Source organism: [Clostridium] cellulosi (assembly GCF_036762875.1).
In the GTDB taxonomy this organism is placed as follows: Bacteria; Bacillota; Clostridia; order Oscillospirales; family Ethanoligenentaceae; genus Ruminiclostridium_D; species Ruminiclostridium_D cellulosi.
This window is the reverse complement of sequence record NZ_JBAIZF010000004.1, coordinates 16,594-39,097: the sequence shown is the minus strand read 5'-3', so window position 1 is coordinate 39,097 and position 22,504 is coordinate 16,594. Positions and strand designations below refer to the sequence as shown.

The 22,504-nt window shown below is 44.1% G+C and carries 19 protein-coding genes and 1 riboswitch; of the genes, 9 read left to right on the top strand and 10 right to left on the bottom strand.

Annotated elements, in window-relative coordinates; all coding sequences use genetic code 11:
- The first annotated feature begins 76 nt into the window (after positions 1–76).
- Positions 77–928, top strand: coding sequence for an AraC family transcriptional regulator (locus V6C21_RS01660; RefSeq protein WP_479268174.1), 852 nt, complete (start codon positions 77–79; stop codon positions 926–928).
- Between the two features lie 116 nt (positions 929–1,044).
- On the opposite strand, the gene V6C21_RS01655 is transcribed toward V6C21_RS01660, so the two are convergent.
- Positions 1,045–2,454, bottom strand: a complete 1,410-nt coding sequence (locus tag V6C21_RS01655; RefSeq protein ID WP_034841660.1) for an amino acid permease — start codon at positions 2,452–2,454, stop codon at positions 1,045–1,047.
- A gap of 541 nt (positions 2,455–2,995) precedes the next feature.
- A riboswitch (TPP riboswitch) is annotated at positions 2,996–3,094 on the top strand.
- A 58-nt stretch (positions 3,095–3,152) separates the two neighbouring features.
- On the opposite strand from V6C21_RS01655, the gene thiD reads away from it, so the two are divergent.
- The 6 genes from thiD to V6C21_RS01625 all read left to right on the top strand — a co-directional run bounded on the left by thiD (position 3,153) and on the right by V6C21_RS01625 (position 9,827).
- Positions 3,153–3,974 carry a bifunctional hydroxymethylpyrimidine kinase/phosphomethylpyrimidine kinase gene (gene thiD, locus V6C21_RS01650; RefSeq protein WP_034844373.1) on the top strand — a complete coding sequence of 274 codons (822 nt, stop codon included), beginning with the start codon at positions 3,153–3,155 and terminating at the stop codon, positions 3,972–3,974.
- The gene (gene thiC, locus V6C21_RS01645; RefSeq protein WP_034844371.1) at positions 3,964–5,307 is read left to right on the top strand and encodes a phosphomethylpyrimidine synthase ThiC; all 1,344 of its coding nucleotides are present in this window, start codon (positions 3,964–3,966) and stop codon (positions 5,305–5,307) included. Before thiD ends, thiC begins: the two co-directional genes overlap by 11 nt.
- Complete coding sequence (thiM, locus tag V6C21_RS01640) at positions 5,307–6,143, top strand: hydroxyethylthiazole kinase (RefSeq protein ID WP_034844369.1); 837 nt, start codon at positions 5,307–5,309, stop codon at positions 6,141–6,143. The genes thiC and thiM overlap by 1 nt, the downstream gene beginning before the upstream one ends.
- Positions 6,127–6,762: a thiamine phosphate synthase gene (gene thiE, locus V6C21_RS01635; protein WP_034844367.1), complete on the top strand. Its 636-nt coding sequence runs from the start codon at positions 6,127–6,129 to the stop codon at positions 6,760–6,762. The genes thiM and thiE overlap by 17 nt, the downstream gene beginning before the upstream one ends.
- Before the next feature lie 240 nt (positions 6,763–7,002).
- The gene (locus tag V6C21_RS01630) at positions 7,003–9,522 is read left to right on the top strand and encodes a glucosaminidase domain-containing protein (RefSeq protein ID WP_479268173.1); all 2,520 of its coding nucleotides are present in this window, start codon (positions 7,003–7,005) and stop codon (positions 9,520–9,522) included.
- Positions 9,523–9,647: 125 nt separating this feature from the next.
- Entirely contained in the window at positions 9,648–9,827 is a 180-nt protein-coding gene (locus V6C21_RS01625; protein ID WP_479268172.1) for an H-type small acid-soluble spore protein, read from the top strand.
- Positions 9,828–9,869: 42 nt separating this feature from the next.
- On the opposite strand, the gene V6C21_RS01620 is transcribed toward V6C21_RS01625, so the two are convergent.
- The 9 genes from V6C21_RS01620 to V6C21_RS01580 form a co-directional block, all read right to left on the bottom strand.
- A complete protein-coding gene (locus V6C21_RS01620) occupies positions 9,870–11,291 on the bottom strand; it encodes an MATE family efflux transporter (protein ID WP_479268171.1) in 1,422 nt (473 codons plus the stop codon).
- Positions 11,284–12,633 carry an O-antigen polymerase gene (locus tag V6C21_RS01615; protein ID WP_479268170.1) on the bottom strand — a complete coding sequence of 450 codons (1,350 nt, stop codon included), beginning with the start codon at positions 12,631–12,633 and terminating at the stop codon, positions 11,284–11,286. The genes V6C21_RS01620 and V6C21_RS01615 overlap by 8 nt, the downstream gene beginning before the upstream one ends.
- A gap of 234 nt (positions 12,634–12,867) precedes the next feature.
- Positions 12,868–13,926, bottom strand: a complete 1,059-nt coding sequence (locus V6C21_RS01610; protein WP_479268169.1) for a glycosyltransferase family 2 protein — start codon at positions 13,924–13,926, stop codon at positions 12,868–12,870.
- 23 nt (positions 13,927–13,949) lie between these two features.
- The gene (locus V6C21_RS01605) at positions 13,950–15,014 is read right to left on the bottom strand and encodes an NAD-dependent epimerase/dehydratase family protein (RefSeq protein WP_479268168.1); all 1,065 of its coding nucleotides are present in this window, start codon (positions 15,012–15,014) and stop codon (positions 13,950–13,952) included.
- A gap of 17 nt (positions 15,015–15,031) precedes the next feature.
- Complete coding sequence (ispD, locus tag V6C21_RS01600; protein ID WP_034842553.1) at positions 15,032–15,751, bottom strand: 2-C-methyl-D-erythritol 4-phosphate cytidylyltransferase; 720 nt, start codon at positions 15,749–15,751, stop codon at positions 15,032–15,034.
- A gap of 3 nt (positions 15,752–15,754) precedes the next feature.
- On the bottom strand, positions 15,755–16,609 hold the full coding sequence (locus tag V6C21_RS01595) for a LicD family protein (protein WP_479268167.1): 855 nt from the start codon (positions 16,607–16,609) through the stop codon (positions 15,755–15,757).
- Between the two features lie 89 nt (positions 16,610–16,698).
- Positions 16,699–17,490 carry a DUF4422 domain-containing protein gene (locus V6C21_RS01590; protein WP_479268166.1) on the bottom strand — a complete coding sequence of 264 codons (792 nt, stop codon included), beginning with the start codon at positions 17,488–17,490 and terminating at the stop codon, positions 16,699–16,701.
- Positions 17,491–17,510: 20 nt separating this feature from the next.
- On the bottom strand, positions 17,511–18,545 hold the full coding sequence (locus tag V6C21_RS01585) for an LCP family glycopolymer transferase (protein WP_051492565.1): 1,035 nt from the start codon (positions 18,543–18,545) through the stop codon (positions 17,511–17,513).
- 196 nt (positions 18,546–18,741) lie between these two features.
- Complete coding sequence (locus tag V6C21_RS01580; RefSeq protein ID WP_479268165.1) at positions 18,742–20,055, bottom strand: alanine/glycine:cation symporter family protein; 1,314 nt, start codon at positions 20,053–20,055, stop codon at positions 18,742–18,744.
- A gap of 536 nt (positions 20,056–20,591) precedes the next feature.
- On the opposite strand from V6C21_RS01580, the gene aroF reads away from it, so the two are divergent.
- Both aroF and V6C21_RS01570 read left to right on the top strand, forming a co-directional pair.
- A complete protein-coding gene (aroF, locus tag V6C21_RS01575; protein ID WP_034842562.1) occupies positions 20,592–21,605 on the top strand; it encodes a 3-deoxy-7-phosphoheptulonate synthase in 1,014 nt (337 codons plus the stop codon).
- Between the two features lie 21 nt (positions 21,606–21,626).
- Positions 21,627–22,490 carry a prephenate dehydrogenase gene (locus V6C21_RS01570; protein ID WP_479268164.1) on the top strand — a complete coding sequence of 288 codons (864 nt, stop codon included), beginning with the start codon at positions 21,627–21,629 and terminating at the stop codon, positions 22,488–22,490.
- The last annotated feature ends 14 nt before the right edge of the window (positions 22,491–22,504 follow it).

Here is a 22,504-nt window from a genome sequence, read left to right as displayed (position 1 = left end):
ATCATTAAATAACTTCTTTCAACATTTTTAGGTCTAAATGCTGGCTTAAACATGCAGTTGAAGAGAAGGTGGCTATATGAAAATAGAGGGGCTTCATGAGAAAGAAATTTTTGAAGAAAAGTTTCCATTTAGACTGCTGAATCAAGATATTGACTTTAACTATCCGGCACATTGGCACACAGCGATAGAGATCATATATGTGCTAAAGCACAGTTTTACTGTTTTGGCAGATTCAGCGGCCTACTTTTTACGAGAGAGAAATATTCTTTTCCTGCCGGGTGGCTGTATTCACGAATTCAAAAATGAAATAGGCCAAGGCAGAGGGGTCTTTATCAATTTCGAACTTTCAAGCCTCAGCCCGTTTGATACGATTGACTGCGTACGCTCTAAATTGTGCGATGTAAAGCTGATTACTTCTGAGAATAACCCTCTACATTCTAAAATTGAAAAAGAGATATTAAATATGGTAAAGGAAAGCCAAAACCATACGTTTATGAGCCCGCTCTATTATGCCGCCCGTTCAATCGACATACTATTGTCTTTCTGTAAGGATTTTGACTCAAAAACAAAAGTTCGGGAGAAAGATGAAAATATCGTTTCGGGACTTGAAAAAATCAATAAGTCATTTGAGTATATTGAGAAAAATTATTGTCATGACATTCATCTCAAGGATATCGCAAAAGCGGTTGGATTCAGTGAATACTATTTCTCGCGCCTTTTTAAAACGATTACCAAGAAGAGATTCCACCAATATCTGAACGAATTTCGTATTAAAAAAGCCGAACAGCTACTTAGCCAGAATTATTCGATAAGCGAGGTTGCAAATAAGACCGGTTTCAGCAGTACAGAAACGTTTAAACGTACGTTTAAGAAAATCAAGGGCTATTCTCCAAAGGTATCTGCGCGTAATGTTTGGTGCCCGAAATAAGATTTTATGTTTACATAAATTTGGCCCATCCTTTTGGATGGGCCAAATTACTATACATTCTCGGGGCAAGATACTTACCCCATTTTATCAATTTAGGCAGAAAGAAATACTACCGATTACTGGCTTTCATTTTCAGCTATTTCTTTTGCCAATAGGCTGTGTTTGCGTCCATATAAGAAGTATATCAATAGTCCTAAGGCGAGCCAAATTACGAAACGCAGTTTTGTTATATTGTTAAGCAGAAGTGCAAGGCCAATACATAAGACTGCGGAGATTATGGGCAACACAGGAACAAAGGGGCACTTAAAGGAGCGCTTGAGGTCTGGCCTTTTCTTTCTCAGTACGATGATACCGATTGCGACAATAACAAAAGCTGCAAGCGTACCTATATTTGTAAGCTCAGACACTACATCGAGCGGGAAGAAACCGGCGATAGAAGCGGTAATAACACAGACGATAATTGTGCTCAGGATAGGTGTTTTTGTTTTACGGTTGACCCTGCCCAGAGGTTCCGGCAGCAGGCCGTCTCTTGACATGGCGAAAATAATTCTTGTTCCACCGTATGACATGACCAGCAGGACGGATGTGATACCGCATATTGCGCCGACGGAAACAAGGGATGATCCCCAATTGATGCCGATTTGCTCAAGCGCAAAGGCGACAGGTGCCGAAGAATCTTTAAACTTATAGTATGGGACAACACCAGTTAAAACTACTGAAACCCCAATGTAAAGCAGAGTGCATATTAAAAGTGAGCCAATAATGCCTTTAGGAAGGTCTTTTTGCGGTCTTTTTACTTCCTCGGCTGTAGTTGAAACCGCGTCAAATCCAAGGAAGGCGTAAAATACATAAGCGGCACCGTGCAAAACCCCACTTGTACCGTAAGGCATAAATGGATGCCAATTGGCGGCTTTGACATGGGGTGCAGCCAGCAATATAAACAGCAGGATTACACCTACTTTTATAATGACAATAATATTGTTGACCATTGCGCTTTGATTTGCTCCGGCCATAAGCAAAAGCGAAATCAGCACAATGATAATTATTGCCGGCAGGTTTACTATGCCGCCTGCCGCTGGTGGATTTACAAGAGCTGCAGGCAGGTTTATTCCGATATTTGAGAGAAGCTGCGTGATATATCCCGACCAACCTATAGCTACAGAGCCGATTGCGACGGTATACTCAAGTATCAGGTCCCAGCCGATTATCCAGGCCCATATTTCGCCAAGCGAAACATAAGCATAAGTGTATGCGCTTCCGGAAACTGGCACGGAAGAAGCAAACTCTGCGTATGTCAATGCTGCCAGTCCGCAGACGATAGCGGCTAAAATGAAAGAGATAAAAAGAGCCGGCCCGGAATAATTAGCCGCCGCCAGACCAGTAATTACAAATATGCCAGTGCCGACAATTGCCCCTATTCCGAACATTATCAGTTCAAATGGGCTCAGTACCTTTTTGAGGGATTTCTCACTTTTTGTCTCATTTAAAAGATCGGAAATTGGTTTAACAGAAAAGATTCCTTTCATTGGCTCCACCTTGATTTTTTAATTAGTATAGCAAAAATCTGTTGTATAAACAATAAATGCTAAGTAAAATGTTGAATAAATATACAGTGTGTTTATTCATAAAATTAGTGATATTGTCTGATGACACCGAAATTTTGTTGAAATATAACATATTTCTCTTGATGTATATGCGTGATAAGCCAAAACAATTGACTTCCTTGCTTTGAAATGTTATACTCAAATAAACTGCGGGGGGACTCGAAAGAGTTGAGAAGGTAGAACCTGACCCATTGAACCTGTCAGTTAACACTGGTGTAGGGAAGCAGGCATTATTAAGATGATGTCAGAGTGCTTTCCGCGGAGGAGAGCGCTTTTTTATTACCCAAATAAAATTGAATAAAGGCAAACTGCGGGGGGACTCGGAAGAGTTGAGAAGGTAGAACCTGACCCATTGAACCTGTCAGTTAACACTGGTGTAGGGAAGCAGGCATTATTAAGATGATGTCAGAGTGCTTTCCGCAGAGGAAAGCACTTTTTTATTACCCAAATAAAATTGAATAAAGGCAAACTGCGGGGGGACTCGGAAGAGTTGAGAAGGTAGAACCTGACCCATTGAACCTGTCAGTTAACACTGGCGTAGGGAAGCAGGCATTATTGAGTGATGTTAGAGTGCTTTCCGCAGAGGAAAGCACTTTTTTATTAAAGGAAAGGTGATAGAAATGAAAAAAGTTTTGACGATTGCAGGTTCTGATTGCAGCGGCGGTGCAGGCGTTCAAGCCGACCTTAAAACCTTTGCTGCACATGGCGTTTATGGCATGAGTGTAATAGTATCTGTGGTCGCGGAAAACACTTTCCGCGTCATCAGAGCTTATGACCTTTCGCCGGAGGCAATTGAAAACCAGATTGATGCTGTTTTTGAGGATATCGGTGTCGATGCCGTCAAGGTGGGCATGCTGTCTCAATCCGCTTGCATGGAAGCGGTAGCGCGCAAACTCAGGGAGTATAAGCCCCGAAATGTAGTGATTGACCCAGTTATGGCTGCGAAAAACGGCTGCCCCCTTATGCAGCCGGATTCAGTTGATACCCTCATCAGAGAGATATTGCCTTTGGCGGACCTGCTGACTCCAAATATTCCGGAAGCTGAAATGATTACTGGAATGAAGATTCAAAGCGACAGGGATATGGAACATGCCGCCGAAAAGATAGCGGCGATGGGTGCAAAGGCTGTGTTGGTAAAGGGAGGCCATGCAAAGGGCGATGCTTTGGACATTCTTTTTGACGGCAATAAGTTTACCCATTTCAGTGCGAAGCGCATTGACACTAAAAACACCCACGGCACAGGCTGCACATATTCCTCCGCTATTGCTTCTAATCTTGCCCTGGGCTTTAATCTGGAAGAGGCGGTCAAAAGAGCGAAAGAATATGTCACCACCGCTATTCGGCATGCTCTTCCAATCGGCAAAGGCTGCGGCCCCACTCATCATTTTTATGATCTATATAGAAACGGATTACAAAGGGAGGAACTGTCAAATGAAATATAAAACACAGATGGAGGCGGCCCGAAACGGTTATGTCACCAAAGAGCTTGCCCAGGTGGCAGCAGATGAAGGCATTGAAGAAAAGGAATTGATGCAGCTCGTAGCGTCCGGCAAAGTGGCAATTCCGGCAAATATCCGGCACACAGCCCTGCATCCCCATGGCATAGGCAGCGGCCTGCGGACAAAAATCAACGTGAACCTCGGTATTTCCGGCGACTGTGCCGACTATGAAAGGGAAATGGAAAAGGTAAGGCTCGCAGAGAAGTTCGGCGCAGAAGCGATTATGGACCTCAGCAACTATGGCAAAACGCAGGAATTTCGCCAAAAGCTGATTGAGACATCCCCGGCGATGATCGGCACTGTTCCCGTTTATGACGCCATCGGATATTTTGAAAAAGAATTAAAGGATATCACCGCGCAGGATTTTCTGAACATTGTGCGCATTCACGCAGAGTCGGGAGTGGACTTTATGACAATCCATGCCGGCCTTAACCGCCGGTCTGTAGAGGTATTCCTGCGGGAGGGACGACAAATGAATATCGTGTCACGCGGCGGATCTCTACTGTTCGCGTGGATGAAGCTGACAGGCAATGAAAATCCTTTTTATGAGCATTACGATGAACTTCTCGATATACTTCGGGAATACGACGTGACCATCAGTTTAGGTGACGCACTCCGCCCCGGCAGCATAGCGGATTCAACAGACGCTTCACAGATCGCCGAGCTCACCGAAATAGGGAATCTGACGCTCCGGGCATGGGAACGCGGCGTGCAGGTCTTGGTGGAAGGGCCGGGACACATGGCATTGGATGAGATAGCCGCCAACATGAAACTCGAGAAGCGTCTTTGCCACGGTGCCCCATACTATGTCCTCGGGCCGCTTGTCACGGATATCGCGCCCGGTTATGACCATATTACGGCGGCTATCGGCGGTGCGATTGCGGCGGCAAACGGCGCAGACTTTTTGTGTTATGTGACGCCTGCCGAGCATCTGCGCCTGCCTGATCTCGATGACGTCAAAGAAGGGATTATCGCTTCCCGCATTGCGGCGCACGCCGCTGACATTGCTAAGGGAGTAAGGGGCGCTCGCGAAGCCGACTTTAAAATCAGCGAAGCCCGCAGAAAGCTTGATTGGGAGGAGATATTCCGGCTTTCTATCGACGGTGAGAAGGCGCGGGCATATTTCGAAAGCGTTCCGCCGAAGGACAGGCATAGTTGCTCCATGTGCGGCAAAATGTGCGCTGTAAATACTATGAACAAGGTATTGGGTGGATGTAGAAATATTGAATTGCGCGGGCAAAGGCAAGAAAGGAAAGAAGGGCAGGAGGTACTGTAATGGAAAGAGAATGGGTTGAAAAAATCGGAGATGCGCTGAAAGCGGTGCGCTCACAAAAGCCGCTGGTCAATCATATCACAAATTATGTCACGGTCAACGACTGTGCCAATATAACGCTGGCAATTGGTGCATCTCCGATCATGGCCGATGATATCAGAGAGTCAGCGGAGATTACATCAATTTCTTCAGCCCTTGTGCTAAATACCGGTACGTTGGCAGAGCAAACAATTCAGTCCATGCTTGCCGCAGGGAAAAAGGCCAATGAACTTAAAATTCCTGTTGTGCTTGATCCGGTAGGAGTAGGGGCTTCGAAATTGCGGAACCAGACGGTGGAACGCATTTTGCATGAGGTAAAAATTAGTGTCCTGCGGGGTAATATATCGGAGATACGGTATATCGCAGGGTTTGAAGCTTCAACAAAAGGTGTTGACGCTTCAGACGCAGATATGAGCAGCGGGCTTGAAGCTGCCTGCACCATTGTAAAGACAGCAGCGCGAAAATATGGCTGTACAGTGGCAGCCACAGGTGAAACGGATATCATATCAGACGGGCACCGAACTATTATGATTAAAAACGGCACAAGGCTGCTTGCCAGCGTGACAGGAACGGGATGTATGTGTACTTCACTTGTGGGGGCTTTCAGCGGAGTTACGAAAGACCCGATGGTTGCGGCGGCCGGCGGTGCGCTATGTATGGGCATAGCAGGCGAAATTGCAGAAGAAAAGGCCGGCAAAGTAGGGACCGGCAGTTTTCACATAGCAATTATTGATGCTGTAAGCCTCATGGACGCCGAAACATTAATGGAAAGGGCGAAGATTTATGAAACCAGAGATTGACTACAGACTCTATTTGGTTACTGATAGGACGCTTATGAGCACGCCGACACTGGAAGAAGCAGTCGAGCAGGCGATTGAAGGCGGCGCAACGCTTATACAACTACGGGAGAAAACGGCTTCATCTTTGGATTTTTACAATATAGCAAAAAGAATAAAGCGCATTACCGACGCCCGCAATATCCCGTTAATTATCAATGACCGTCTCGATATCGCTTTGGCGGTTGACGCTGCAGGTGTCCATGTCGGTCAAGAGGATATTCCCGCGCGGATAGTCCGCTCTATAATCGGTGACGAAAAGATATTAGGCGTTTCGGTTTCAAATTTGCAAGAGGCGGTAAAGGCGCAGGAGGATGGAGCCGATTACATAGGAGTAGGGGCGATATTTGCTACGGGGACAAAAAAGGATGCAGATATTGTTTCAATGGAGGAATTAAAAAGGATAAGGGCCGGCGTCCGGCTGCCTATTGTGGCCATCGGTGGCATCAATGCAAAAAACGTGACGTCATTTGATGGGATAGGTATTAACGGAATCGCTGTTGTTTCTGCACTGATTTCGGCAAAAGACATTGCCGGAGAGGCGAAAAAACTCAAAAAATTGTCGTTGCAAGTATGTCAGTAAGTCTTTGTTGCATGGAAGGATTCCTTTTTATTCAACATGATTCGACGGATTGTATAAAAATTTTCCCGCTATATGAAAAAAAGGGATGAATACTTGGAAACCTGTCGATTCCATTGTATAATTAAAAGCAGAGTTTTTGGGAAATTATGATTTGTGTTTTTAAATGCAAATCAGACATTCCCAAAAACCAAATTCATTGAAAAGGAGGGAAAAAGAATAGACAACAATAGGAGGTTAATTATGAGGAAGAAATTTGGCAAATATGTGCTGTTTTTAGCATTAGCTACAGCATTTTCAGGGGCATATATTATTTTTGGCACCCAAGACCATCCGTTAACAAGTGGAATAACCAATAAGTCAAACAACGTCGTTTTGGCTGCAAGTTCAATTCCTTCAAATAGGATTTGGCTTGAGTATCCGGATGGTACATATAACGGGGATATACCTGTTGTCGGTTGGGCTATAAGTTTCTATGGCGTCAAAAGTATTGATATCTATTTGGACGGCAAAAAGATTGATTCAATACCGAACAGCGCCATGACAAAGCGTGATGATATAGTCAATAAGTTTGGCAAAGACGGTTATATCGATCTTGATCACAGCGGTTTTTCATATACTGTCAGTAAAAGCCAACTGTCAAGAGGCAACCACAATATACAAGTGGAGCTGATTGACAACGAAGGAGGAGTGCTGCGCTCAAATACCAGAACATTTGCAGTGGATCTTCCGCCAGATAAAGTTTGGCTTGAGACCCCAGACAGTATAAACATCGGAAAAACTGAAGCGACTGTATCCGGCTGGGCTATGAGCCCATACGGCGTCGAAAGCGTTGAAATCTACGTAGACGATAAAAGGGTTGGCTCTGTATCGAACAGCGAAATGACTAAGCGTTCTGACTTAATAAATAAGTTCGCCAAGGATGGTTACGACGATCTTGATCACAGTGGCTTTACATACACTCTCAGCACTAATGGGCTGTCGATTGGGACTCATAAGATTAAAGTCAAGGTAACTGATAAATTCGGCGATACTATATGGTCAAACGAGAGAAGCATTAAGATCCCCGAAAATAGGATGTGGGTCGAAACCTCGAGCATTGCAAACGGGAAGACTGAAGCAACTGTATCCGGCTGGGCCATGAGCCATTTTGGCGTCAAAAGCGTCGAAATCTATGTGGATGATAAAATTGTTGGCTCTGTGCCGAGCAGCAGCATGACGAAGCGTGATGACTTAATCAATAAGTTTACTAAGGACGGATACACTGGTCTTGACCACAGCGGCTTTTCCTACACTTTCAGCACTAAGGAGCTGTCGATAGGGACGCATAAGATCAAAGTCAAAGAGATCGACAACAGTGGCAATTCCATTTGGTCAAACGAGACCAGCATTAAGATCCCTGAAAATAGGATGTGGGTTGAGACTGCGAGCCTTGCAAACAACGGGACGACTGTAGCGACTGTGTCCGGCTGGGCCATGAGCCATTTTGGCGTCAAAAGCGTCGAAATCTATGTGGATGATAAAATTGTTGGCTCTGTGCCGAGCAGCAGCATGACGAAGCGTGATGACTTAATAGTTAAGTTCACAAAAGACGGATACACTGGTCTTGACCACAGCGGATTTTCCTATACTTTCAGTACAGCTAATCTGTCAATAGGGACGCATAAGGTCAAAGTCAAGGAAATCGACAACAGTGGCAATTCCATTTGGTCAAACGAGACCACCATTAAAATCCCTGAGAACAGGATTTGGCTTGAGTATCCAAATGGTACATATTATGGGGATGTAACTGTTGGCGGCTGGGCCATGAGCCATTATGGTGTCGAAAAAGTTGATATCTACATGGATGGCGATAAGTTGGCCTCTGTATCTAACAGCAGCATGACGAAGCGCTATGACTTAATTGTTAAGTTCACAGGCGACGGTTATGCCGACCTTGAGCACAGCGGATTTTCTTACACTATAAGCGCAGATAAAATAACGGCAGGAACGCATACAATCAAAGCAGTTCTTGTTGACAAACAGGGAAATGATAAGTGTATTATCAACAGAACATTTAAAATGTTTGGCACTGTCAAATATGTTAACATCGACGCCACTGTCCAGGAAATAATTAATGTAAGTACCGGTGCCACAACGGACAACATTGACCCGAATAAGGTTCTAGCAAATGGCGGTTTATATGAGTTCCTGTCGTTGAAATGCTGGGAGGGCTATACAGCAAGTGAACTTGAACCGATGCTCAAAGGCTGCGGTGTGCTGGAAGGCCACGCACAGGATTTCATAGACGCTGCTAAAGAATATAAGATCAATCCTGTCTATCTTATAGCCCATGCAAGGCTTGAAACAGGCAACGGAACATCAAAGATGTCAAGTTTCGAGAGAAACGGAAAAACGTATCATAATTTATTTGGAATCTGTGCCTTTGACGGTCACACTGAAAGCGCATATGATTGTGCCGTTGATTATGAATGGGATACTGTCAGAAAAGCCATCTTTGGCGGTGCAAAATTTATATCTGAAAATTATGTCAATTGCGGCTTGACACCATATCCGTACGAACAGGATACCCTTTATGAAATGAAGTGGAATCCTGAAAGGTATAACTTTAAAAGAAATACTGAACACCAATATGCTACGGATGGCTACACTGAAAACGATCCTTTGGATTGGGCTATGAAGATAAGCAATATTATCAAACAGTATGAATATATATTTGTCGGCAAACAAATAGAGTTTATCATTCCTAAATACAAGGGGTAACTATTGAGCTTATACGCAGCAAAACCCGCACGGCTTAAAAGCCGTGCGGGCTTTTTATGTGGCAATATCAAAAACGTAAGATAAAAGTGCTGTTGCGAGTAAATACTAATTTGGGAGGTGTTAGCATGGATAAAAAGAGGGCAAAGGAGATAGTGAATTCTCCGGTAATGGCTCATGTGACTTATGGCGGGGCAGCAGTCTATATGGAGAGTGTAAATGAGGCAAAACACACCTGCACAATTCATTACCTTAATGACGAGTCGAGAAAGATAGAAGTTCCGGTTAAAGCCTTGGTTGAGCATTAAAAAACAGGCTGTTTCAGTATTATGAAACAGCCTGTCGGTTTTTCAGTGCTTTAAAATGCCTTTAAACGAGAGGAATGTGCTTTTAGCGCTTTTACGCCAAATGAAGATATATACGGCATATGCCGCCAGATAAATCAAAAATGCCTCAATCTTGCCGGTACACAGCGACAACACGATAAAGAGTGACGCAATCAGTATTTCTCCGATAAGGTTTTTAGCGGCGTTTATGTTCATCAATCGTGAGAGATACAGCTCAGCAATTACGCTTCTGAAAGCAACCGCAGTTGACATGAATATGACAATGGCGGATATATTTTGGATAACTAAAGCTCCTATAGCGGATAAGATAATGCTCAGTACAACGGAGAGGAAATTAATAAAAAGTATTACCCTTTCTTTTCTGAGCACTTTAAGGTATGTATTACACAACATTTGCATTTTGCCGTCAAAGATACAGAGCGGCAGCAGCAGCGCAAGATACTCAAGGCTGACTTTATATTTTGGCAGCCAAAGCCCTAAAATGAAGCTAATAGGCAGATAGAATAGAGGTATTACCGGAAGCAGCACGCCCAACCCGTTTCGCATAATGCGGTAATACTTTTTAATGCTTTCGCTGTCAGTTTGTCTCAATGCCGGGAACAAAACCATGCTTACCTGGCTGATAAACAGCAAGAAGAAATTGGTGAGCGAAACGGCCAAAGAAATTTTTCCGAATGCCTCGATATCCCATCTCTGTTTTATGGCTATGCGCGCACTGCCCAAGATAAGCATACTTGCAAAGTTTGAGAGCATGAGATTGATGCCGACGGATATATTGATACCCATTTCCCGTAGGGTTTCGAAAGGCTCCAATAATTTGGCGAACACGAACTGCCGGCCAGTGTAAATGCAGAATACAAGCGAAGCAAATTGTGCAACAAGATACAGAACAGTAAACGCCTGAAAGTGCTTCTGCTTGAAGATGATAAGGGCGGCGATAAACACTAAGAAAAAGATCTTGCTTATCATTACGGAGATAGAGAATTTTCTCGTATGGTTTGTCGCTTGAAAGATATAGCCAACATAGGTGACGGCGTTTGTAATGATAAGGTTTATCGCAGTGGTATACAGGACAAAACGGCTTTCAGAGTTATGGGGCGTCAGTGCGCCGTATGCGATTATGCCGAGCGCTATCAGAACTTGTCCTACAATGGTATACCAGAATTGAGAACCTATCAGCGGAAAATCAAGCTCATGATAGTGCTTGCCGCCGGTTCGTAAGTAAATACCGTCGATGAGTCCGAAGTGAAATATGCCGACATATGTGGAATAGAAAATAAACAGCTGAAAGTATGAAAATTCCCTTACGCCTAAGAACTTCGGCATGATAAGTATCTGTATTGCGCTTAAAATCAACGCAATACCTTGAGCGCTGAAGGCATAGGCGAGGTTTTTGAAAAACCTTGTTAATTTTCGTTCAGGCATCTGTTGTTCTCCTGTTGCGGAAGATTTTTATTTTACCGCCCAGTCGTTTAAGCAGTTCCGGTGTTTCCTGTTTTCTGCCAATGAAGAACCAGTAAATGCATATAAGATAGAAAATCTGGGTGATAGTAGCTGTTGACAAAACAGATATAAAGAACAGGTCGTCGTCAAAAGACAAAATAACCGGATAGAAAATGAATCCGTAAATTAAAAGACCAAGGAGCCCTTTTTCTTTGCGCGAAACGAAAAGGTAAAAGCGTGTATAAAAGAAGCCCATAAAAGCCTGAAGCAGCGCAAGACCAGGATAACCAAAATCGTGGAAATAGCGCCGCAGAGCGGTATAAGTATTATAGCTCATGCCGTATACCGACATCCATTCAAGAGCGGAGTTATGGTATTTGTCAGCGAGATGCAGCTTGTAGAGAATTCGCTGCAAATTGATAAACGTTTCCGCTCCGAACTCGGTGTTGGTACTATGGAAATTGTGCAGGTAATCGTCAAACGCCGGCAGAGAGCCGCCGAGATACAGGCATATGTTGTCATAAAAATTAAACTTAGACGATTTTCCAGTCAGCGCACCGGCAAGCCGGAAGATTACAAAAAAGATGGCTCCGCCCAGTATCGCGTATTTCAGAAAGTTCTTTATGACCTTTTTATTCCAGCCAAAGCGCTTACGGTACATAATGGCTGAGATAATAAGAAGGAATATGATGACCCTCAAAAAGATGATTCTTCCGGTTGTCAGAACCATCTGAACTGTTTCACATAGGGGAGGAAGAAGATAGATTAATTTAATCTTTTTTCTTAAGTAAAAGACGTCATATGCCAAAACAAGAATATAAAAGAAAGCAAAGGCAAGGCTTATATAATTTAACTGCTTAAGCAAAAGAGGCGTCTCGAGATTCGCGGTGGAATAAAGCGTTGCAGAACGGACATAGGGCAGCATGTGCAGAGGCCCGCGTCCATTGCCCGCGAGAATCGAAATCCTATATGAGTCAAGTATTGCCCAGATATCTGTTATTACAATAATTTCACTTATGATCAAAGTGGTTCTTGTTCCGATATTGATTTCTTTTACTTTATAATTAACAGACTCTTCCGGGTATTTTTCGATTTTTAGCCGTCCGCTGTCACTTCTTTTAATTGTAAAATAGCCGATAAACGAACCAACGCCAAACATGGCAATGCCGAAAAGCAGTATAAACATCGTATCGGCACCAAAAGGCATATTCCAGTTGTAAAAATTGATAGCAAAAACGAGCGCACTGAGCGCGAATATTGAAAAATAGATAAATACTGGAGACAATATATCCTTTTTAGTCTTAAAGAAGACGAATTCACTCATTAGCAGCAAAATTGAAAAAAACAGAAACGCCAATGCCATACCCCACTTGCTAAAGTAATTATATGGATCCTTTGCCTGTAAACAAGATTCTGTTGTATAGCAGAGACCAAAAGAATTATTGACAGAATTGATTCAAAGATGATGGTTTGAGCCACAGGCAACAATTCTACAGCCGCAATGCTAAAGCCTGCGCGGCTTAGAATTGCGGATTGATTATAACAGCGCTTTCTTAAGCTATATTTCTTTTTTGAGGTTTGCCTTAATCTTAAAGAAAAGCAGAAAAAGGGAATACATATGAAGATAAAGCACAAGCGACAACGCAGCTTTATTCTTTGAAAGCGGCAGCAGCTTAAATGCCTTTTTAAGAATATGAGCGTCGCTGCTAAGCAATTCTTCTCTGATTTGCTTAAAGATGCTGATCTTCTGCTTTCTTGAAAGGCTGCATTTCGGATGTACCATTATTTTACCACATTCACAGCAGTTAATTGTGAACAAAAATAAATTTACAGCCTCAAAATAGGATTTCAGCTGTAAATTTTTAATTATCTCACTTTCAGCTTTTACGACCTTTAGGACAGCTTCTATTCTATTGAAATCATATTTTGTCGAAGTGCTGTGTGTAACACGCCGGTTATAGATATATAAATCACGTCCCAGAAATGCTACACTTTCAACGTGTGTAAAATACTCTATGTTGAACAGCCAGTCCTCACCGCCGAATCTTACGCTTGTATCAAAACGAATGTTATATTTTTCAATAATATCGCGGCGGAACAGTGCGTTCCAAATGCCATAAAGCGCCCCAGACTGTTTTAGTTTGCAATAACTTTCAAAAAGTTTTTCGGAGCGCAGAACGACACATTCACCCGCTGCAGCTATGCCGACCACGCCGTTTGAATCGGCCTTTACCGAGCCATCCTCATAGACAGTGCGCCTTTTTCTTGAAAAGCGAACCCAGTCGACCTTCTCCTTTTCCACTATGCTTACCGTTTCTAAAAGCATATTCGGGTCATATTCGTCGTCGTTGTCGATAAAGCCGATATAATCGCCGGAAGCGGCGTCAAGGCCTGCATTTCTGGCGGAGCATATGCCGCCGTTTTCCTTGTGGATTACCCTGATGCGGCTGTCCTGTTCGGCGAATTTGTCGCACAGGGTACCGCTGTCGTCGGTAGAACCGTCGTCAACCAAGATAAGCTCAAAATCAGTGAAAGTTTGAGCGGTCACACTTTTTACCGCTTGTTCAAGATATTTTTTTGAGTTATAAACCGGCATAATTATGCTAACGGCTGGCATAAAGTTTGTTCACGCTCTTTCATTTAGTCTTGATTCTTCATGCTTTCAATCATGCGGATAAAAGCATCTTTGAGGCTGACATTTGCCTTCCAGCCCAGCGCTTCAATCTTTTCAGTAGAAAGATTCATAATAAGCGTCGGGGCATACCCATACTTGCTGATATCCTCGATTTCTATTCTTACCTTTACCTTGCCCGTTTTATCAAGGCTGGCAACAAGGCACGCCATATCATAGATAGAGATAAAAGAATCGGGATTCGCAATGTTGTAGGCCTCACCGTCAGCGCCGTTAAGCAGTAACAGCAGTATACCGGTGACAGCGTCACTTGTATAAAGGTACTTGCGCTTTGTCTCGCCCTTTGTGTGCAGGATAATATCTTCACCGTTAATGACGCTCCTTGCAAACTGGGCAAAGACGCGGTTGTCGGATTTGCTCACACCGGGGCCAAATGTCTGCACAAGACGCGCTATCCTTGCCGGAACGCCCATTTCAGACTGATAAGCTTTGCAGAGGGATTCGCACATACGCTTGCTTTCAGGATAGCTGCTGCGCACATCAAGCGGGTTGATGTAACCCATATCCGTCTCTTTTTTAGGGGCCTCATCGCTGCCGAAGACGCCGTAAGCCTCCATGGACGAGAGATAGACAAAGCCCTTGACCTTTTTCGCAGCGGCGAGCTCCAGCATGTTTTTTGTCCCGTTGACCGCAGTCATTATCGTCTCAACAGGGGATGTCACGAACATCTTTGAAGATGTCTGGGACGCGCCGTGGACAATATAATCTATCTTGCCGTCATAGGACACCGGCTCTGATATATCCTGGACAATAAACTCAATATTCGCGTCTTTTATTTCTTCAAAGACCTTAAGGGCCTTCTCGCGGTTTCTCACAAGGCAAAGAATCTTTACGTCTGTAAGGCCAATACTGTTACAATACGCAAGAGCCTTGACAAGTGTACTACCAATCAAGCCCGTTGCGCCTGTAACGAGCAATGATACGCCGCGCAGCTTATCCCACGGCAGAGGGCTTTTTGCTATATTTTTAAAATCTTCGAGCATTATTTTATCGCTGAAATTTAATTCTTGCATTAGGTCAAACACCTCAATCAAAGTCCGAAAATCTGTGAATTTTCCCTCGCGTCTAACATCGCCCTGAACGTATAGAAATCTGACGGTGTGGTTATCTTGATGTTTTCTGGGGATGATTGGACGGTGTAAAGCTCATGCCCGTAATGGCGCATAAGCGTCGCCGAGTCGATTGCCTCAGTGTAATTATCCGCCTGAGCCTTCAAATGGGCGGCGTAGATATCCTTTAAGAAGAAGCTCTGGGGTGCTTTGGCAAGCTCGCATTTACTTCTCTCGATAATCTCGCCGACTTTGCCGTTCTCGGACTTGAGAGTAATAGTCTCAATTGCCGGTGAGACAGAAATAGCACTGCCATGTTTCAAAACGCATTCGATATTATCTGTTATAAGCTGCTGGTCGATCAGCGGACGAACACCGTCGTGGATAAGTACAACAGAATCTTCTGGATAATTGTCATGAATGACTTTGAGACCATTGAAAATGGAGTTCTGACCGGTTTCCCCGCCTTCAACTATGTGGGTCACCTTTGTTATAGCAAATTTGGCCAGAAGTTTTTTCAGATAATCTATCCAGCCTTTTAGGCATACAACCACAATGGCGTCGATGTCAGGGTGTTGGTCAAAATTCTCTAAAGTGTAAATAATGATCGGTTTGCCGTGGAGTTCGAGGAACTGCTTAGGCCTTGTTTTTGAATTCATACGCTGCCCAGTTCCGCCCGCGAATATCAAGGCGATATTCATATACTATTTGTCCACGTCCTCTCTATATATAATTTTGGCAAAATGCTGCTCTCTTTTATCTTCTGGGGGCAGCTTCATATAGTCGCCGTAAATATGCTTAAGGTACTTGTCATACTCGTTTGGGACAAAAACAGTCATGCCCTCAAATTCCAGCGTTTTGAAAGGCTCAAAATATGATTTCGGGACAAGCTCGTGCATTTTATATACTCCGCAAAGATTTCCGACTACATCAGCTGTTTCATAGGGATACTTTTTATAGGCGTTGTCGAGCTTTGTATACCATTTTTTATAGTCCATAAATCTGTCCGGGTTAATTTTGTTGCCCAGCGCGATAAGCGCTTTTTCATACCACGGCCGGTTCTTTTTATTCTGGCCGACTACCTCATTAAAGACTGAATATTTGCTCATAAGGCGCAAAAATAGCAGCCTTTTCTGGTGCAGGAAGCTTAAGAATTTGTTGTTCGGCATGGCGTCGATCGGGAAAATATCAACCCAAAGGTTCTCAATCTTTTTTGTGTTTGTTGAATTGGTTTCAATCTGTATTTCGCTTGTGTCAACCCGGGCAAAACTATATTTATAATTCGGTGTAAATTTGAAGCATTTTACCGCGAGAGGCTCTTTAAGTTCCTTTTGCGCTTGTTGCAGGAATTTTTCATAGTCCGGGCGGGGCATACCAATATCTATGTCGTCATCCCAAGGAATAAATCCCTTGTGCCTGACGGCGCCAAGAAGTGTACCGCCAATAAGGCAGTATCTCAGGTTATGCCTGTTGCAAATATCTATAATAACTTTGAGAATTTTAAGTTCCTCTAATTGCAGCGTCCTCAGCGTATTCTCATGCACGCATATATCACCCAAATCCATTATTACCAAATAAACATCACAATAACGTAGTTAAACATTATTGTGATGTGGTTTTATTAGCGCAGTATAGCGCTATGCTGTATCTAATTTTTGCTGGTATCGGCGTATAAACCTCCGGTAAACTTCCTTTTTAAGAATTTACCGATCTTAATAAACCAGTTTTGCTTTTCCATAAACATAGCCGGCAGTTCTTTATATTTGAGATTTTTTGCCTCGATAAAGACATCGAGCAGACGCTCGCTTATAAATCCGAATACTCTTGCCTCATATGTGTTGTAATCTGATATGTCTATCCTCGACTCAAGTTCACCCAGCACATCAAAGATAAACGCACAGTATTCATCAAAAAGAGGCTTTCTCATTATGAACATATTGAACATGTGCGCATATGTGCGGTTCATTACTTTATCGAAATATGGGCCGTATTCCGGATATTTTTCCTTAATAATTTTGCCTGTTTCAGCAAGGTCTCTCGGATGATGGCAATGGTCATAGTGGGATTTGTTTGTTTCAATAAAGTATCTGCGTTTTTTAGGTACAACAATGTCATAATCCTTCAGGATTTCCGACGCTTCTGCGCCGCTTAAAACACAATTTTTCTTGCCCTTAAAGAGTCTTATGATGAACGGTTTGGTGGTAAAATGCCGCCTGTAATGGACAAGACCGATATAATCAGCTTTCAGATTCTTATAGGCCCAATAAATACCTGTCAATTCACAGTAGTTTGGATTTTTCTCTGAAATATTTTCCCCTGTGTCATCCCCAGCATAACCCAAGGAGGGCTTGCCTTTTTTGCCAACATGGAGAGGGAGGTAGATCTCGTCTTCAGGCATCCAAAACTTTTTGTGTGTTGCAATTATTATTTTAATATCCATAGTTGGAAGATACTCCTAGTTCACATGCTTTGTTTATTCGGCGATAAGCTTGTACCAAAAATAACTGTTTTTAAGGATTCGATATTCTTGTCGAAGTCAACAACAAGAACATCCATGCCGTTAATTTTTTTACCTGTGTATGAGCCGTCAATCGGGATGCGGTTTTGTACTATGTCATAGTTCTTATAGGTCAGTGAATTTAAGACAAGACCTCTTAATTCATCTTGTGTCAAATCGGTCGTAATCTCCGGGAGTATTGTATTGAGAAGGGAAGTAAGCTGGAGCACGTTTTGCTGTTTAAGTTTGTTAAAGATAGTATTGAGCACAATCCGCTGGCGGTGCGTACGCTCAAAATCGGCGTTACCGACATAACGGATACGCGAATAGGCAAGGGCCTGCTTTCCGTTGAGCAGCAGCTTGCCGCCGTGGGATATGGCTCCGTCCTTCAGGGGCTTTTTCTGTATCCTGTTGATTTCAGCGACGTAATTGTTCAATACAGGTACCTCTTTGTCGCTGACTTCAATCTCGACCCCGCCAAGCTGGTCGACAATGTTGATGAATTTAGCAAAGTCAACTGTAACGTATCTGTTGATTTTTATATCGAAATTCTTTTGAATAGTGCTTATCAGCAGGTTCATACCGCCGAAGGAATATGCAGAGTTGAGCCTGTTGCTGCCATGGCCGGCGATAGGCACATATGTATCCCTCATAATTGAAGTCATAATTATCCTTTTTGTCTTCTGGTTCAATGAAAGGATAATCATGCTGTCGGATCTTCCGCCCTCAGTTGTATCCTCGCGGTTGTCCAGTCCAACCAGCAGGACATTGAGCACATCTCGGTCGGCCATCAGCGGATTCCCAAAATTGTCGGTTGTATCTTTGTTCGGCGCCGCTGAATTATTCGAGCTGAGATTTTGGAAGTTTACTTTATTGATCATGCTGTTCAAATAGAGATAGCCACAAAGTCCCGCAATCAAGACAAGACATAATATTGAAGAGATGGCTATAAGTACCTTTTGCTTTATGCTCAGTTTTTTACGACCTTTATATTTCATAACAACACTCTCTCATCGCATAGTTTACGCCAAAGAACTGTTTTCAAATACGTATACCAATTAAACTATATTTTATCCCTTTGACTATTTATTTGTCAAGAATATATGATATTCGCGGCGTATTTAATAAAAATATTTAAACCCAGAACTATTTTTTATAGCAGATGCGGAAAATAACCCGTGGTAATTACCTCTATTATTGTTTTATGAGCCCTGCTTTTCTTGTTTCTTCCACGACTACGCCACTCAGCGTAATTACGGCGAAAAGGTTGGGTATTGCCATCAGCGCGTTGCTGATATCCGAAAAGTTCCAAACAGCACCCAGTGAAAAAACTGCACCTATGAAAATCAATATCACATACAAGGCTTTATACGCCTTTACTGACCTTTTGCCGAAAAGGTATTCCGCTGCTTTTTCGGCGTAATATGACCACCCTATGCAGGTTGCGAATGCGAAAGTAAAAAGGCATAGGGCGAGAATTATATTTCCGCAGGGCAGTATGTTGAACACCATTGAGGTAAGCTCCCCTCCGCTCGCACCGGTAAGCCACATGCCGGAGTTGACTATCATAATCCCGGTAAGGGCGGCAAGCACCACAGTATCCCAGAATGTCCCGGTCATGGAGATAAGTGCTTGGCGGGCTGGGCTCTTTGTCTGAGCGGCCGCTGCGACTATCGGTTCGGAACCGAGCCCCGCCTCGTTTGAAAAAAGCCCCCGGGAAATCCCAAACCTCATGGCTGAGGCGACGGCGGCGCCGGCAAACCCTCCGAATGCGGCTTGGCCATGAAATGCTGATTTTAATATCAACATCAGCGTATACGGAATAGTCGACCTGCCTATAAACAAAATAATCAGATTACTCAGGATAAATGTTATCCCGGCCGCGGGAATGATAAGGTTGCAGACGCGGGCTATGCTTTTAATGCCGCCGATGATAACGCATCCCACGAGGATTGCTGCCACAGCGCCGGATACAGCGCAGGGCACGCCAAAAACTGTTTTGAACACCGTGGATATCGAATTGGCCTGCACCATTGAGCCTATCCCGAGTGCCGCAATGCAGGTAAATAGGGCAAACAGTTTTCCCGCCCACTTCATTTTTAGGCCCCGTTCAAGGACATACATCGGCCCGCCCGACATGTTCCCGTCTTTGTCCTTGACGCGGTATTTCACCGCCAAAAGGCTCTCCGCGTACTTTGTTGCCATGCCGAAGATACCGGATATCCACATCCAGAATACGGCTCCCGGCCCGCCCGCCGCGATGGCAGTCGCCACACCGACAATATTGCCTGTGCCGATTGTAGACGCAAGTGCTGTCATCAATGCTGAAAAAGGCGAGACATCGCCGGAGGCGCCTTCCTCCTTGGAAACTGACAGGCGGATGGCGTAAAATACATGCCTTTGTAAACCCCGAAGGCGGATGGTCATAAAGATATGTGTTCCGAAAAGCAGAACAATCAACGGTATACCCCATACTGCCGAGGCGGCTCGTGACAAAATCTCTTCCACGGTGTCGTCTCCTTTGTTAAATAATTAGAACGGATAGGTGTCCGCAAACAAGCTTATATAATATCTATGCGGTTTTTGTGATTATAGCCCATATAAAAGCAGGGCGCTTCACTATTCAACAAAATTCAGTATGAGGAATAAAATAGTGATTGAACACGAATATTAAGGCATTATGGATAATTTTAGAAAGTAATCAAAAGGAAAAAATATTTACAGAAATTCTTGACACCCAGATTCAATTATATTATTATGTAAATAACATCTTAGGAAAGCAGTGTGCTTTATGGCAATTTCAGCAGCAAACAAATTTTATGGTTGGTTTTACCTGGGCTATTACTTTAGCGCGGGTTATTTTTGCTGCAAGAAATTAGGTCCATGAGTATGCTGGATATTGTTGGATAAACTTTATTGCGGAGGCTCATGGAAACGAGTCTCCGCTTTTTATTTACCTTTATTCAGTAATCTTTGCGTACGCATTAATTATATTGGGTGACCGGTCAACCTAAGCGAGAACAGCAGGATATGGAGGCATATTTATGATAGTTGTAATTAAAAATGATGCACCTCAGGAAAAAGTGGATGAACTTAAGCAGATGCTGGAGGGTTACGGCGTTACGCTGAACGTATCTGTCGGTACGCATTCGACAGTTATAGGGCTTTTGGGCGATACTTCGGCCATTGACGCCGACCTTATCGCCGCGCAGGATATTGTCGAGGCGGTAAAGCGTGTTCAGGAACCATATAAAAAGGCAAACCGAAAATTCCATCCTGAGAATACGGTTATAAATATCAAGCCTGGCGTAGACATTGGAGGCAAATCTCTTGCAGTCATTGCAGGGCCGTGTTCAGTGGAAAGCGAGGAGCAAATAATCGAGGTGGCCAAGCGCGTCAAGGCCGCCGGGGCCAACTTCCTACGGGGCGGGGCCTTCAAACCGCGTACTTCGCCTTATTCGTTCCAGGGGCTAAAGGCAGAGGGCCTGGAGCTTTTAAAAATTGCCCGCCGCGAGACAGGTCTGCCGATTGTCACTGAGATTATGAGCGTAGAGCACCTGCCCCTGTTCGAGGACGTCGACATAATCCAGGTCGGCGCACGCAACATGCAGAACTTTGAAATGCTCAAGGAGCTGGGCAAAATTGATAAGCCGATTCTTTTAAAACGCGGGCTAGCCAATACAATTGAGGAACTTTTAATGAGCGCGGAGTATATTATGAGCGGCGGCAACGAGAATGTTATTCTTTGTGAACGCGGTATCCGTACGTTTGAAACCTATACCCGCAACACCCTCGACATCAGTGCCGTCCCTGTGCTCAAACGCTTGTCACACTTGCCGGTAATAGTTGACCCGAGCCATGCCGGGGGGCTTCCATGGCTGGTCGAGCCTCTCACAAAAGCGGCCATTGCGGTCGGCGCCGACGGCGTGATGATAGAGGTGCACAACAACCCCAAAAAGGCGCTGTCAGACGGGGCGCAGTCCCTTACTCCGGACCAGTTTGACAATGTGATGAAGATGGTAAAAAAATATGCCGCTATTGGAGACCGCACAATCTGAACTTTAGGAAGTGAGCATAGAATGATGGATATAGAAGATGACTTTACCGACTTTAAAATCGGCGTGGCGGGGCTTGGACTTATCGGGGGTTCGCTTGCCAAGGCCTTTAAAAGAGCAGGGTTCTGCGTCGCTGGTTTTGATATAGACAAACAGACGATTGACTGCGCTCGGCAAGAAGGAGCTGTTGACTGCGCTGACACACAGCCTGATGTGCTTTTTGACTGCGATTATATTTTCGTCGCCCTTTATCCGGACGCCATAATTGATTTTGTAAAGAAAAACGCCCCTAATTTCAAAAAAGGAGCAGTCGTAGTGGACTGCTGCGGGATAAAAGGGCATATTTGCGAAAGCTTGTATAATTCCGATTTGGAAGGCAGCTTTACGTTTATCGGTGGGCACCCGATGGCGGGAACGGAATACAGAGGCTATTCCGCCTCCTTTGCCGAGCTGTTTAAAGGGGCAAGCTTTATTCTGACGCCGCGCCCCGCCGAGTCGGAAGAGGTAATAGAAAAGCTGTCCGCGCTGATTAAAACAGCAGGTTTCGAGAGAGTAGTCGTAACCACGCCGAAGCACCATGACCGCATGATCGCCTTTACCTCTCAGCTCCCGCACATCCTCGCCTGTGCCTATGTAATGAGCCCGTCCTGTCCTGAACACTCTGGTTTTTCCGCGGGCAGCTACCGCGATGTTTCGCGCGTCGCCCATATAACCCCCGAACTTTGGTCGCAGCTTTTTATCGATAACAAAGAGGAACTGTGCTGTGAAATCGACATAATGATTAATAATATGAAGAAATTGCGGGACGCAGCATATGCTGGCGACAAAAATACCCTTTTTGAATTGCTCTCAGAAGCACGGAGAATAAAGGATAGTGTCGATAAATAATACATCTTGTTGAA

Coding starts and splice junctions, on each gene's coding strand:
- V6C21_RS01660 (WP_479268174.1), top strand. CDS start 77: ATGAAAATAGAGGGGCTTCATGAGAAAGAAATTTTTGAAGAAAAGTTT.
- V6C21_RS01655 (WP_034841660.1), bottom strand. CDS start 2,454: ATGAAAGGAATCTTTTCTGTTAAACCAATTTCCGATCTTTTAAATGAG.
- thiD (WP_034844373.1), top strand. CDS start 3,153: ATGAAAAAAGTTTTGACGATTGCAGGTTCTGATTGCAGCGGCGGTGCA.
- thiC (WP_034844371.1), top strand. CDS start 3,964: ATGAAATATAAAACACAGATGGAGGCGGCCCGAAACGGTTATGTCACC.
- thiM (WP_034844369.1), top strand. CDS start 5,307: ATGGAAAGAGAATGGGTTGAAAAAATCGGAGATGCGCTGAAAGCGGTG.
- thiE (WP_034844367.1), top strand. CDS start 6,127: ATGAAACCAGAGATTGACTACAGACTCTATTTGGTTACTGATAGGACG.
- V6C21_RS01630 (WP_479268173.1), top strand. CDS start 7,003: ATGAGGAAGAAATTTGGCAAATATGTGCTGTTTTTAGCATTAGCTACA.
- V6C21_RS01625 (WP_479268172.1), top strand. CDS start 9,648: ATGGATAAAAAGAGGGCAAAGGAGATAGTGAATTCTCCGGTAATGGCT.
- V6C21_RS01620 (WP_479268171.1), bottom strand. CDS start 11,291: ATGCCTGAACGAAAATTAACAAGGTTTTTCAAAAACCTCGCCTATGCC.
- V6C21_RS01615 (WP_479268170.1), bottom strand. CDS start 12,633: ATGAGTGAATTCGTCTTCTTTAAGACTAAAAAGGATATATTGTCTCCA.
- V6C21_RS01610 (WP_479268169.1), bottom strand. CDS start 13,926: ATGCCAGCCGTTAGCATAATTATGCCGGTTTATAACTCAAAAAAATAT.
- V6C21_RS01605 (WP_479268168.1), bottom strand. CDS start 15,014: ATGCAAGAATTAAATTTCAGCGATAAAATAATGCTCGAAGATTTTAAA.
- ispD (WP_034842553.1), bottom strand. CDS start 15,751: ATGAATATCGCCTTGATATTCGCGGGCGGAACTGGGCAGCGTATGAAT.
- V6C21_RS01590 (WP_479268166.1), bottom strand. CDS start 17,490: ATGGATATTAAAATAATAATTGCAACACACAAAAAGTTTTGGATGCCT.
- V6C21_RS01585 (WP_051492565.1), bottom strand. CDS start 18,545: ATGAAATATAAAGGTCGTAAAAAACTGAGCATAAAGCAAAAGGTACTT.
- aroF (WP_034842562.1), top strand. CDS start 20,592: ATGATAGTTGTAATTAAAAATGATGCACCTCAGGAAAAAGTGGATGAA.
- V6C21_RS01570 (WP_479268164.1), top strand. CDS start 21,627: ATGATGGATATAGAAGATGACTTTACCGACTTTAAAATCGGCGTGGCG.